The sequence below is a fragment of the Leeuwenhoekiella blandensis MED217 genome, from assembly GCF_000152985.1.
GTDB classification, from domain to species: Bacteria; Bacteroidota; Bacteroidia; order Flavobacteriales; family Flavobacteriaceae; genus Leeuwenhoekiella; species Leeuwenhoekiella blandensis.
This window is the reverse complement of record NZ_CH672395.1, coordinates 2,336,272-2,350,318: the sequence shown is the minus strand read 5'-3', so window position 1 is coordinate 2,350,318 and position 14,047 is coordinate 2,336,272. Positions and strand designations below refer to the sequence as shown.

Annotated in this window: 9 protein-coding genes; 5 read left to right on the top strand and 4 right to left on the bottom strand. The window is 37.9% G+C overall.

Translation table 11 applies throughout. The annotated features are described in order from the left end of the window. Nucleotides 1-20 precede the first annotated feature (20 nt). Together MED217_RS10095 and MED217_RS10090 are read left to right on the top strand one after the other, a co-directional pair. Complete coding sequence (locus tag MED217_RS10095; RefSeq protein WP_040532736.1) at nucleotides 21-1,304, top strand: glycosyltransferase family protein; 1,284 nt, start codon at nucleotides 21-23, stop codon at nucleotides 1,302-1,304. Nucleotide 1,305: 1 nt separating this feature from the next. Next, nucleotides 1,306-2,775, top strand: a complete 1,470-nt coding sequence (locus tag MED217_RS10090) for a lipopolysaccharide biosynthesis protein (protein ID WP_009780413.1) — start codon at nucleotides 1,306-1,308, stop codon at nucleotides 2,773-2,775. A 44-nt stretch (nucleotides 2,776-2,819) separates the two neighbouring features. On the opposite strand, the gene MED217_RS10085 is transcribed toward MED217_RS10090, so the two are convergent. Continuing rightward, nucleotides 2,820-4,133: a hypothetical protein gene (locus MED217_RS10085; RefSeq protein ID WP_050759324.1), complete on the bottom strand. Its 1,314-nt coding sequence runs from the start codon at nucleotides 4,131-4,133 to the stop codon at nucleotides 2,820-2,822. A gap of 95 nt (nucleotides 4,134-4,228) precedes the next feature. Here MED217_RS10085 and MED217_RS10080 point away from each other — a divergent pair, with 95 nt between their 5' ends. Further along, complete coding sequence (locus MED217_RS10080) at nucleotides 4,229-4,615, top strand: DUF4870 domain-containing protein (protein WP_009780411.1); 387 nt, start codon at nucleotides 4,229-4,231, stop codon at nucleotides 4,613-4,615. A gap of 164 nt (nucleotides 4,616-4,779) precedes the next feature. On the opposite strand, the gene MED217_RS10075 is transcribed toward MED217_RS10080, so the two are convergent. From MED217_RS10075 to MED217_RS10065, 3 genes are read right to left on the bottom strand one after another with little or no spacing between them, the layout of a single operon-like run. After that, the gene (locus tag MED217_RS10075; RefSeq protein ID WP_394330428.1) at nucleotides 4,780-6,063 is read right to left on the bottom strand and encodes an ammonium transporter; all 1,284 of its coding nucleotides are present in this window, start codon (nucleotides 6,061-6,063) and stop codon (nucleotides 4,780-4,782) included. 34 nt (nucleotides 6,064-6,097) lie between these two features. Beyond that, nucleotides 6,098-6,436 (bottom strand): P-II family nitrogen regulator, encoded by a 339-nt coding sequence (locus MED217_RS10070; RefSeq protein ID WP_009780409.1) that lies wholly within the window; start codon nucleotides 6,434-6,436, stop codon nucleotides 6,098-6,100. Between the two features lie 18 nt (nucleotides 6,437-6,454). After that, complete coding sequence (locus MED217_RS10065; protein WP_040532733.1) at nucleotides 6,455-7,567, bottom strand: porin; 1,113 nt, start codon at nucleotides 7,565-7,567, stop codon at nucleotides 6,455-6,457. Between the two features lie 473 nt (nucleotides 7,568-8,040). On the opposite strand from MED217_RS10065, the gene gltB reads away from it, so the two are divergent. Beyond that, on the top strand, nucleotides 8,041-12,552 hold the full coding sequence (gene gltB, locus MED217_RS10060) for a glutamate synthase large subunit (protein ID WP_009780407.1): 4,512 nt from the start codon (nucleotides 8,041-8,043) through the stop codon (nucleotides 12,550-12,552). Between the two features lie 7 nt (nucleotides 12,553-12,559). Further along, nucleotides 12,560-14,026: a glutamate synthase subunit beta gene (locus MED217_RS10055; protein WP_009780406.1), complete on the top strand. Its 1,467-nt coding sequence runs from the start codon at nucleotides 12,560-12,562 to the stop codon at nucleotides 14,024-14,026. Nucleotides 14,027-14,047 lie beyond the last annotated feature (21 nt).

Sequence of the window (14,047 nt, the reverse complement as noted above, 5' to 3'; positions counted from 1 at the left end):
TTAATCTTAATCACTATTTCGTGAAAAAAGCGTTGATCATATGCTATTATTGGCCTCCGGCAGGTGGGCCCGGTGTTCAGCGTTGGTTAAAGTTTGTCAAATATTTGAGGGATTACGATGTTGAACCTGTGGTTTATATTCCTGAGAATGCAGATTATCCCATTAGGGATGAAAGTTTACTCGCTGAGATTCCAAGAGGGATAACAATTCTTAAGAATCGAATTTGGGAGCCTTATGCGCTTGCCGGATTGTTTTCAAAAAAAGAGACCAAAAAAATAAGCTCAGGCATCATAAAAGCTAAAGAAAAGCAAAGTTGGTTGCAAAAGCTTATGCTTTTTGTAAGAGGTAATCTTTTTATTCCTGATGCTCGAAAATTTTGGATAAAACCTTCGGTTAATTATTTGTCAGATTATCTTTTAAATAACACAGTGGATTGCCTTATTACTACCGGACCTCCGCACAGTTTACATTTAATAGGTTTAGAATTAAAAAAGAAATTTAAATTACCTTGGATAGCAGATTTTAGAGATCCGTGGACGAGTATTGGCTATCATAAAAAATTGAAACTTACTGCTAAGGCGCAACAAAAGCACAAGAAATTAGAATCTGAAGTTCTTAATGAAGCAACTCATATTTTAGTTACCAGTCCTAAAACTAAGACTGATTTTAGTAGACTCACTCAAACACCAATTTCGAGTATTACCAATGGTTTTGATGAAGAACGTGTTGAGCAATCTCCATTAGATGAAAAATTTAGTTTAGCCCATATAGGCTCGTTACTAGAAGATCGCAACCCGTTGATTTTGTGGGAAGTTTTAGCTGAATTAAAACACGAACTACCAGATTTTGAGCACAATCTCAAAATTGAGCTTATAGGAAGAGTAGGAGATTCGGTAATTGAGACGATTGAAAAATTTGGACTGAAGAAAAACTTAGAAGTTCCCGGTTATCTTTCGCATCAAGAGGCGCTTGTGAAGCAGCGCAGCGCGCAATTACTACTGCTTTTAGAGATTGATTCAGAAGAAACACAAGTGATTATTCCTGGGAAATTATTTGAATATTTAGCCGCGCAAAGACCAATTATTGCATTAGGTCCAAAAGACTCTGATGTAACCGATATCATAGCCAAAGCAAAAGGAGGACATTATTATACCTATGCAGATAAACAAGGCTTAAAGGAGGAATTACGTAAAAAATACGAGGCGTATTCAATGAGCGGAATTGCAAACACGACCGGTGATCTTAAGCAATTTACACGCAGACATTTAACCGAGCAGTTGGCTCAAGTAATTCACGCTATGTAATATGGGAATTGTTGCGTCACAATCTTTTAAGAATTTAATTACGACTTATTTAGGTTTTGGGATAGGAGCTTTAAACACCTTGGTCCTTTATGTGCAGTTTTTCGAGGATGAGTATTACGGTCTTGTTGGTTTTTTACTCAGTGCCGCGACTTTAGCTATGCCTTTTGTGGCTTTTGGAGTTCAGAATACATTGATCAAATTTTATTCAACGTATACGGGAGTAAAGCAGCGTAATTTTATGAGTTTCATGCTAATCATGCCGCTTTTTGTAATTATTCCTGCTGTAGTATTTATATACTTTTATTACGATCAATTCACCGGATTTTTAGCTTCAAAAAACGAAATCGTTGAACCCTATGCCTATTTAGTTGCGATTATAGCTGTAGCAATGGCTTACTTTGAAATAAGTTACGCCTGGGCAAAAACACAATTACAAAGTGTATTTGGTAACCTGATGAATGAGGTTTTTCATCGCTTCGGAATTATGCTTTTGCTTATCGCTTTTGCGTTTGATCTACTTTCAGTTAACCTGTTTTTATATGGAGTGGCTGCTGTTTATGTGTTGCGTATGCTTGTGATGATGGGGTATGCTTTTCATTTGAAAAGGCCGAAATTTAGAATTGCGATACCTCAAGAATGGCAATCGATTTTTAAGTATAGCCTTTTAATTATAATAGCAGGTTCTATTTCTGTGATGATTTTGGAGATCGATATGTTTATGTTGGGGAAATTGGTTGCCATAGAAAATGTAGCTTATTATTCCGTAGGAATCTATGTGGCCGCAGTTATTGCTGTGCCTGCGCGAGCAATGCATCAAATATTGTATCCGCTTACGGCAACTTACCTAAACACGAGACGATTTATAGAGCTTAAAGATCTTTACAAAAAGAGCTCTATTACATTGTATGCTGTTTCCGGACTTATTTTTTTGATGATCATTTGTAACATAAAAAGTCTCTATTTCCTTTTAGATCCTGCGTACAGCAAGGGCTTGTATGTGGTGCTTTTAATTTCTTTAGCCAAACTGGTCGACAATCTTATGGGGAATAATAATGCTATTTTATTCAATAGTGATTATTACCGTTTGGTTCTGATTTTGGGGGTTTTGTTGGTGATCGTAGCAGTCGTATTAAACCTGATCTTTATTCCTACGTTAGGAATTAACGGTGCGGCGATTGCAACTTTTTTAGCTTCGGTGGTGTATAGTTCCTCAAAAATACTTGTTGTCTATAAAAAATTTCAAATGCATCCTTTCTCTCGAGAAACCGGATACCTTACTATTATATTGTTGTTATTCAGTTTGAGTTTTTTCTTCTGGGATTTTCAATGGAATCCTATTCTTGCCATTGGTTTGAAAGCAGCAATTTTGAGTTGTGCGTATTTGCTGATTATTTATAAACTGAATATTTCTTCAGAGATCAATAATTGGATTAACAACAATCTATTAACGAGAAAATCCCGATCTGAATAAATCAGATACGGGACCTTCCAACTAACCAACCAAAAAATCTTTATTTAGTTTCCACGACCTCTAGAATTTCCTCTTGAAGTTCTTGCGGAACTAGTTTTTCTTGTATTTGAAGCTCGAGCTGCATTACTGCTGCGAGAGCTTTGTGACCGCTGAACGTTTCTTTGCGGTTGAGTAGCTCTTTTAACTACTGAGCGCTGTGTATTTACACTTTTAGAAACATTTCTAGGGTTTGAAGAACGCGTATTTGTTGCTCTTTGCGTTCTTGCAGTTCTAGACTTTGCAATATTACGATTATTTGAACTTCTTTGCGCTATAGAACGCTGTTGATTTGACCTTTTTATCGCATTATTCCGACTAGAATTACTTGTTCTTTGAGTTTTAACTACATTTCGGCCAGAATTGCTGCTTCGGGTTGCACTATTTGCATTTCGATTTGCACTTCTTGCTGTAGTATTACCACGCGAATTAGTATAAACACTATTAGATCTATTATTTATTACAGCTCTAGAATCGTTAACACGTCTTACTTGTCTATTGGTATTAGCGCTACGTGTAGTTCTATTATTTGCAACACTTCGACTTGAGCGGGAGCGTACAGTATTTGACCTGTTATTATTTACTCGAGCCCTTGCTTTAGAATAACTTCCTCTACGTGCATTATTGTGTGCTACACGACCTCTAGGTCTTTTAAAATCATGATATGCATTTCTGTACCCGTTACGGTATCCTTGTAAATAATGACTTCTATGATATGCATAATCGTAACGTACCGGTCTGTAGTATCGTCTGTACGGGGTTGTATAAACTAAACATCTATCAAAAAATGGTCTATAGAAAAAGTTATGATAAGGGTGATATACATATCTTCTATTATAGATGTTTATATAACCTCTTACGTGTGAAAAACGACCTGCATTATAATAAACGTGTAAACCGCCAACATTAACGATTCTGTTATTTTGATAATTGATATATACGTTACCTGCTTGAATGATTCTTCCCCAATTATCATAGTAAACAGGTACGTTTTCAATTTGAATTACAGCACCATAATCATCATATTGAACATAAGGATCATAATTAAATCCAGAATTATAACTGATGTTTACGGGACCAGCGTTTACATTAACGTTAACGCCTTGTGCGATTTGAGTTAATACAAAGTCAAATTCACCATCAGGATAAACTGAAAATTCTACACCACCTTCTACAAATATGTATCGACTACCGTCATAGTATCTATTAATTGAGGTATCATCCAAATTTTTTGCTGTCGCAGAACTGAGTCCTGCAAGCAAGCCAACGAAAAGGTAAATTAAGTTTCTCATAATTTCTTGTTTTAGATTGTTTGTACTCATTTAACTATTTTGGATGGTACGCTTAATTGAATACAAGGAGCGTGCCAGAATCAGAAAATAGCTTTAAGGCCAGAGACTGTAACGTTTTTTAATAAATGAATACCAATAGAGTGAACAATCAAAAAATCAAACAAATTATGATGCTTAGAGAAGATAGAAATTTATTAGTTGTTGCCCATTTAAGTCAATTGCTAGACTTAGTTACGGGAATAGGAGGTTTTATTGTCCCGCTTATTTTATGGTTGACCCAGCGCGATAAGGTCTTAAATATGGATGAGCATGGAAAACAGATATTGAATTTTCAGATAAGTGCATTTATCTATTCAATTATATGTATTCCGCTAATCTTTTTGTTTGGATTAGGTATTTTAGCTTTGATAGCACTTGGGCTTCTAGTATTAATTTTTCCCATAATTAATGCGATTAAAGCTTCTAATGGTGAACCTACGTATTACCCGTTATCTATTCAATTTTTAAAATAGTAGAACGGAAATTATTAAGAGTAAACTACCTGAGGGCAATGAGGCATTGATTGGAAACGAATTTTCACTTTCGAAGCAATCTTTGAAGTGTTAAATCCTTTGCAGGAGTCAATAAAAAACCCGCGGTTTTAGCCGCGGGTTTTTAGTTATATCAAATAGGAAGTTTATTCTTCGTCTTCGCCATTGTAGTAAGCAGCAGTACCGTGCTCGTGAACATCTAGTCCTTCAAGCTCTTCTTTCTCGCTTACTCGTAAACCAATTGTTTTCTTAACGATAAACAATACGATAAAGGTTGCAACTAGCGCCCAAGCGATCATAGATAGAGAACCTAATACTTGAACACCTAATTGACCAAAACCACCGCCGTAAAGCACTCCGCCTTCAGTCGCAAATACACCAACAAGTACGGTTCCTAAGAATCCACATACTCCGTGTACTGAAATTGCACCTACAGGATCGTCAATTTTAAGCTTCTTGTCAATGAATTCAATTGAAAGCACAACTACAAAACCACTGATTAAACCAATAGCCGCAGCTCCAAAAGCATCAACGTTACCACAACCAGCAGTAATACCTACAAGTCCGGCTAGTGCACCATTAAGAGTCATTGAGATATCTGGCTTACCATATTTACCCCAAGTAAAGAATAATGCTGTGATCGCACCTAAAGCAGCTGCTAGGTTTGTATTTATGATCACACTACCTACTGCGATAGAATCATCCCCACCAAAGGCAAGTTGAGAACCACCGTTAAAGCCAAACCATCCTAACCAAAGGATAAATACACCAAGAGCTCCTAATAGTAAGTTGTGACCTCTAATTACGTTTACTTGTCCGTCAGGACCGTATTTTCCAATTCTAGGACCTACAAGTTTTGCAGCAACTAAAGCGGCAAAACCACCTACAGCGTGAACAATTGTAGAACCAGCAAAGTCAATAAAACCTAGGTTATTTAACCAAGCTTGATCATCAAAAGGCCATAACCAGCTACCAGAAACAGGGTAGATAAACGTAGTAAGAATTGCAGAGATGATTAAGTAAGATGAGAACTTAAAACGTCCTGCAACAGCACCAGAAACGATTGTTGCTGCAGTCGCACAGAACACCGTCTGGAAAAACAGGTTGTGCCAGTCATCTTCACTAAAGAAAGCAAGATCAGATGGATCTCTCATAAAACCACCTAGAATAGTCTCGCCTCCATACATAATAGAGTAACCAACAACCCAAAACATTACAGATCCTACTGCGAGGTCCATAAAGTTTTTCATGATTATATTACCGGCATTCTTTGCGCTTGTAAAACCAGTTTCTACCAAGGTAAATCCTGCTTGCATAAAAAACACCAAGATGGCGGCAATTATGATCCAAAGAATACCAAGATCTGCATTAACGGCATCTACAGCAGCTTGTACTGCATCAGCCGGTTCTTGTAATAACATATTAGCCATAAAATTCATTTGATTTATTTTAGTTTGATTAGTTTTAGTTTAGCGTGTCTGGCCCTTTTTTGCCTGTTCTTATGCGGTAAGCATCTTGCACATCAGATACGAAGATTTTACCATCTCCCACCTCTCCGGTAGCAGCAGCATCAAGAATTGCAGCAACAGCAGCCTGCTCAAAATCATCATTTACAACTATAGAAAGGTATCTACGCTGAATATCACTTGTACTGTAAGATACTCCGCGATAAACATGACCTTCTTTTTCGTTACCAAGACCTGTTACATCCCAATAGGAGAAAAAGTTCACTCCTTTGTCATGTAAAGCCTTTTTAACAGCTGTGAATTTTGATTTTCTAATAATCGCTTCAATTTTTTTCATTGTAAAATTTAGTTTAGGTTAAAATGAATATACGGCTGCAAGTAAGAAAGAACCTAAGCTACCAGTGAAAGTAGGAGTTCCGTCATACGAGTCAAGAAATACATCTTCACTTGCAGAATCTAATCTAAATTCGGGAATAATTGTCAAAGGACCAACTTTTGCATTACCAGATAAAGTAACTGCAAATACATTAGCATCCCCTTCAGCATCATATCCGCCAATTGCACCTGCACCGCCTTCAAACTCGCTAAAATATTCTGGACGAAGTCCTAATGAGAATGAATCGCTTAATGCTGCTTGCGCATATAGAGCCACACCATAGAATCCAAAGCTATCTGCTCCGTCTACAGCCGTAGAGTTATAAGTAGTATTCAATCCTAAATAAAAAGAGTCGCTTAAATCATAACCTGTAGTCAAGTCAACTTGAAAAGTAGATCCTACGCCTTCTCCCATACCTTGGTCTGTGTAGTCTCCGTCTTGATCTCCGTACAAAAAGTTTAAGAAAGTGCTACCACTGTCTGTAGAGTATCCTAACTGACCTCCAAACGTATAACTTCCTGAAGGGTTAAAGTCTGTAAAGTCTGTTGCGTTCATTACAGCAAGCATTGCACTCCAGTTATCATCTAAAGCAAAATCTGCTTTAAGACCAGAATGTGAGAATGGTCCATAAGAGAACATGTAAGAGGTAGAGTAGTTGAAGTTTGCTGCTGGTGAAATAACTTCATACCCTAAATACGTGTTCCAGTTACCAAAAGTTAAAGTAACACTTTCGCTTACATTCCAATACACATATAATTGGTTAACAATACTTGAACTTGCAGTTGTAGATGCAAAAACAGCATCTGTACCACGAGGACCATACACAAGGTCTGCTACAGCTCCTACGCTACCTTTTTCATAACTTAAAACTGCATTGGCCATACCTAAAGCGAAACCTGGCTGATTAGCAAAAGAAGATCCCGGTGCAGGATAGCCTTCGTCAGTCATCTTGTTGAGCGTCGTAATATTCTGTCTAAAATACGCGTCGATAGATCCAGAAAGTGAAAATCCATCAGTCCAAGAGGTTTCTTCTTCTTGAGCAAAGGTTGCAAGTCCTAAGCACAACATTACAGGTAAAATTAATTTTTTCATTTTTTAAATTGATTAATTGGTGAGGTGCTAAACTAGGTATTATTTAAAATCACCCCCAAAAAAATAGGGGGTAACTACAAATTTTTGTTATTTCTGTAATTATACCCCCTAAAATTTTAGGGTATAGCACTCGAAACCGATTTCGGAAGTTTTAAATTGTGAATTTTATTGTAGTGAATATGGCTTTTTTGTTAATTTTTGGTAAATAAAGGGGTGAAAAACTACCAAAAACGTCAATTGTTAACATTCGCTTAAGATTTTTAATGTAATCACTAAATGTAGATTTGACTCATTTTTGCCGAAAATGCATTTCATTTTCATTAATAAGAGTGCATTTTTTTTCTTTACTTCTTATTTTTAAGAGATTTTTTTGATAAAATCGAAATAATAAAAATCTTATTCTTGAAAATTATTGGCATTTCAGTTTATTGAATAGCTTTATCCTTCTGTCTTTAATATTGAGCAAAAATTTTATGGAAAAACAAGGTTTATATTCACCAGAATGGGAGCACGAAAATTGCGGTGCTGGGTTTATTTGTAGTCTTGAAGGAAAGCAGTCTAATGGAATAATTCATAAGGCTCTTGAAATTCTTGAAAAACTAGAACACAGAGGTGCGGTAAGTAGTGATGGAAAAACAGGAGATGGTGCGGGTATACTTATAGATATACCGTACGATTTCTTTAAAGAGAATTGCGATTTTGATCTTCCAGCAGCACGGGAGTATGCAATGGGTAATGTATTCTTACCTCAAAAAGAAAATCAACGTGCATATTGTAAGAAGATATTTGAAGAGCAAATTAAAAGTAAAGGTCTAAAATTATTAGGCTGGAGACGCGTGCCGGTAGATACTGGTTATCTTGGTGCTATTGCTGCTAGTGTAGAGCCACATATAGAGCAAATATTTGTTGGTAAGCCAGACGATGTTGAAATGGAGGAGCGTGAGTTTATGATTAAACTTTACACTGCTAGAAAAATAACAGAGCATACTATATTAAATAGTAAGTTGTCTGAGCGAAGCTTCTTTTATCTACCAAGTCTTTCTAACAAGACACTTATATTTAAAGGACTTCTGATGCCTGAAGATATTAAGTACTACTATGTAGATCTTTTAGACCCAAAGCTTACTACACGTTTAGCGCTTGTACACCAACGTTTCTCTACCAATACATTCCCAACTTGGGATTTAGCGCAACCCTTTAGATACATGTGTCATAATGGGGAGATCAATACGCTTCGCGGAAACGTCTCTCGTATGCGCAGTAGAGAAGAACTCTTAAAAAGTGATTGGTTTGGCGATGAGCTTAAAGAGCTATTCCCAATTATTTTACCGGGAAAATCAGACTCAGCTTCGATGGATATGGTGGTTGAATTACTTCTTATGTCTGGTAGATCGTTACCCGAAATTATGATGATGCTTGTTCCTGAAGCTTGGGAGAAGCATAAAGATATGACCGATGAGAAAAAGGCATTCTATGAGTTCAATAGTTGTATTATGGAGCCTTGGGATGGTCCTGCGTCTATTCCATTTACAGATGGAGACTATATTGGAGCGGTGCTTGACCGTAATGGTTTAAGACCTTCTCGTTATACGGTAACCAAATCTGGAGATGTAATCATGTCTTCTGAAACTGGAGTTTTAGAGATTGATCCAAAAAATGTGGCATTCCACGGTCGTCTTGAGCCGGGAAAAATGTTCTTGGTTGATATGAAAGCCGGTCGCATCGTAAACGATGAAGAGGTTAAAGAAAGTATTGTTACTCAAAAACCATATCAGGAATGGCTTGATCAAAATCGAGTTCATTTAAAGGATATTCCATATCGTGACGTAGATTTTAAACTGGAAGATACCGTTTATGATCTGCGCAAAAATGCTTTTGGCTATACAAAAGAAGATGTAAACACCATCATTCTTCCGATGGCTACAAAAGGTAAAGAGCCTATTGGATCTATGGGATCTGATACGCCTCTTGCAGTTCTTTCAGATCGTCCTCAACTTATATATAACTATTTTAAGCAATTATTTGCTCAAGTAACTAACCCGCCTCTCGATGGAATTCGAGAAGAACTTATCACTGATTTGAGCCTTACTTTAGGTCCTGATACCAATTTAATGGAGATCACGCCTGATTATTGTAAAAAAATCAGAATCCAAAACCCGGTTATATCTAAAGAGGATCTTGATAAAATAAAGAATTTTGACAATCCTGATTTTAAGAACACTTCAATACCGATGCTTTACGAAGCAAAACGCGGTTTGAATGGTCTTGAAGATGCCTTAGATAAAATGGTAGCGATGGCCTCAAAAAGTATTGATGATGGCCATACCATTTTAATTTTATCAGATAGAGGAGTAAATGCCGAAATGGCGCCAATTCCTGCTTTGCTGGCTTGTTCCTACCTAAACAGTGGTTTGTTCAGAAGTGGACAGCGTTCTAAAATGAGTATAATCGTCGAATCTGCAGAACCTCGAGAAGTGCATCACTTTGCATTATTGTTTGGTTATGGTGCGAGTGCGATTAACCCATACATGGTAAATGAGATCATTCAAAAGGAAATCGAAGCTGGTAACCTAGACGGAATTGATTTTACAACTGCAGTTGAGAATTATAACAAAGCCATTGGTAAAGGAGTTGTAAAGGTTATGAATAAGATTGGTATTTCTACCTTGAATTCATACCGTGGTTCTCGATTATTTGAAGCTTTAGGGCTCAACTCTAAACTCATTTCAAAATATTTCCCAAATACTCCAAGTAGAATTGAAGGAATTGGATTATATGAAGTAGAGCAAGAGATTGCCAAGCGTCACAGCCGTACATTTGACAGCAAAAATATTTCTGGAAATCTTAGTCTGGATGCAGGTGGAGAATACCGATGGAGACGTAATGGAGAACGACATATGTTCAATCCGTTATCAATTGCTAAACTTCAAGAGGCTGTTAGACGTAATAATCCAACGACGTATAAAGAATACTCAAAACTGATCAACGAGCAGTCTAAACAATTAATGACGATACGTGGTCTTTTTGAATTTTCAAATTACGATCCAATTCCAATTGAAGAAGTAGAACCGTGGACTGAAATTGTAAAGCGTTTCAAAACCGGAGCAATGTCTTATGGGTCTATCAGTAAAGAAGCACACGAGAATCTTGCTGTTGCGATGAACCGTATAGGTGGTAAAAGTAACAGTGGAGAAGGAGGAGAAGATGCAGAACGTTTCTATAAGAGTCCTAATGGCGATTGGAGAAACTCAGCGATCAAGCAGGTAGCTTCTGGTCGTTTTGGTGTGACGAGTAATTACTTGAGTAGTGCCAAAGAAATACAGATTAAAATGGCTCAGGGTGCAAAACCCGGAGAAGGTGGGCAACTTCCTGGTGAAAAAGTAAATAAATTTATTGCCAAAACGCGTAAGAGTACGCCATACGTTGGTTTGATTTCACCACCACCACATCACGATATCTATTCGATTGAAGATTTAGCACAATTGATTTATGATTTAAAATCTGCTAACCGTGAAGCGCGTATAAATGTTAAACTTGTTTCTGAAGTTGGTGTTGGTACGGTAGCTGCCGGTGTTGCAAAAGCGATGGCAGATGTAATTCTGGTTTCAGGTTATGACGGAGGAACCGGTGCATCACCATTAACCTCACTGCGTCACGCAGGTTTACCTTGGGAATTAGGTATTGCCGAAGCACAACAAACCTTAGTTCTTAATGATTTACGTAGCCGTATTCGTTTAGAATGTGACGGGCAATTAAAAACCGGCCGTGATGTTGCCGTAGCCTGTTTACTAGGTGCAGAAGAATTCGGTTTTGCAACGGCGCCATTGGTTGCTTCAGGGTGTATTATGATGCGCGTGTGTCATTTAAATACGTGTCCTGTAGGTATCGCAACACAAAACCCAGAATTACGTAAGAAATTCAAAGGTCAACCCGAGCACGTTGTGAACTTTATGTACTTCATTGCAGAAGAATTAAGAGAGATTATGGCTCAGTTAGGATTCCGAACTGTTGATGAGATGGTTGGACAAGCGCATAAGTTAGACCGAAACAAGGCGATTGAGCATTACAAAGCTGCAGGAATTGATCTCTCACCAATCTTGCATAATATTCAGGTTCCAGAAGGTGTAAAAATCTATAATACAGAAACTCAAAATCACCATTTAGAAAAGTCTATCGATTTTGAAATCATAGAGTTGGCGCACACGGCGCTTTTCAGAAAAGAGAAGACAACTTTAGATATGCGTATTACCAACTTGGATCGTGCAGTTGGTGCGATCTTAAGTAATGAAATATCTAAGATTTATGGCGAGCAAGGTCTTCCTGACAATACTCTAAAGGTGAATTTTAAAGGATCTGCCGGACAGAGTTTTGGTGCATTTGCCACTAAAGGTCTTACGCTTAAGATAGATGGAAACGCTAATGATTATGTAGGTAAAGGACTTTCAGGAGCTCGCTTAATTATCAAAGTTCCAGAAGAGGCCTCTTTTGAAGCTAATGAAAACATCATAATTGGTAACGTAGCACTTTATGGCGCAACGAGTGGAGAGGCATACTTTAATGGTGTTGCTGGTGAGCGTTTTTGTGTACGTAATAGTGGTGCTACTGCTGTTGTTGAAGGAATCGGTGACCACGGTTGTGAATATATGACCGGTGGTGTAGCTGTCATTCTAGGTTCTACGGGTAGAAACTTTGGTGCCGGTATGAGTGGTGGTATTGCTTATGTTTTAGACGAGGATGAGAAATTCAAGTCAAAATGTAATGCCGAAGATCTAAATCTTGATCCGGTAACCGAAGAAGATGACGTACAGCAACTAAAAGAATTAATAACCAATCATTACAATTATACGCAAAGTGCATTGGCGCAGCGTATTCTTGAGAATTGGGATTCTTACATCACCAAGTTTGTTAAAGTGCTACCGGAAGAATACCGTCAGGCTTTGATAAGATTGGAAGAAGAAGAAAAATTAACAGATTTAACGGAATAATAGAATCATGGGAAAAGTAACCGGATTTTTAGAATACGATAGAAAAAATGAACCGTACAAACCTGTTGAGGAACGGATTCAGAAATATGAGGAGTTTACCATTCCGCTAGAAAAACCTGAATTAAAAAAGCAAGGTGCCCGTTGTATGGATTGCGGAATTCCATTTTGCCATAGTGGTTGTCCACTGGGTAATTTAATTCCAGATTTTAACGACGCGGTTTATCGTGAGCGGTGGGAGGAAGCAGCATCTATTTTACATGGAACCAATAATTTCCCTGAATTTACGGGAAGATTATGTCCGGCTCCTTGTGAAGAAGCTTGTGTACTTGGGATCAATGAAGATCCTGTGACCATTGAGAATATTGAAAAAAATATTGCAGAAGAAGCCTTTAAAAATGGTTGGGTAAAAGCAAATCCACCTGAAAAGCGTACAGGAAAAACAGTTGCCGTTATAGGTTCAGGACCTGCTGGTCTTGCTACTGCGCAGCAGCTTAACCGTGCCGGGCATACTGTAACTGTATTTGAGCGTGATGAAAAACCGGGAGGTTTACTGCGTTATGGTATTCCTGATTTTAAAATGGAAAAACATATCATAGACCGCAGACTAGCAGTTTTAGAGGAAGAAGGAATAATCTTTAAATGTGGTGTTCACGTTGGTAAGGATGTAAAAGCAGATGATTTAAAAAATGACTTTGATGCAGTTGTACTTTCTACAGGAGCTACTGTACGTCGCAACTTACCAATTCCGGGCGCAGATCTTAAAGGGGTTTATCAGGCTATGGATTTCTTACCGCAAAACAATCGTCGTGTAGATGGTTTAGAATGGAAAGGTGAAGAGATCAAAGCGACTGGAAAGGATGTAATTGTAATTGGTGGTGGAGATACTGGAAGTGACTGTATAGGAACTTCAATTCGTCACGGAGCAAACAGCGTTAAGAATTTTGAGATTATGAGTAAGGGAACGCCTGAGCGTCCTGAAAATCAGCCGTGGCCATATTGGCCAATGCGCCTTCGCACAAGTACCTCACACAAAGAAGGTGCTGAGCGTTTTTTCTCAATCTCTACAAAAAAGTTTGTAGGAGATGACGATGGAAACTTAACCGGTTTGGTTACTGTTGAAGTGGAGTGGACCCACAAACCAGGAGAGCGACCTAATCTCTCTGAAGTTCCGGGAACCGAAAAGGAATGGAAGACCGATATGGTACTTTTAGCACTTGGTTTTACAGGAAGCGAACCTACAATTGCAGAGCAACTGGGAATCAAAATGGATGCACGTACTAATATCGAGGCGTCAATTGAAGATTACTCGACTAATGTGCCGGGTGTTTTTGCAGCTGGAGATTCTCGTCGCGGTCAATCATTAATTGTTTGGGCAATTTCTGAAGGTAGACAAGCCGCACATCACATTGATACTTACTTGATGGGAAGTTCAGATTTACCGCTCAAAGGTGATGGAGATTTACCAAGAGTATAAAATATGAGATTTTAAGTATCT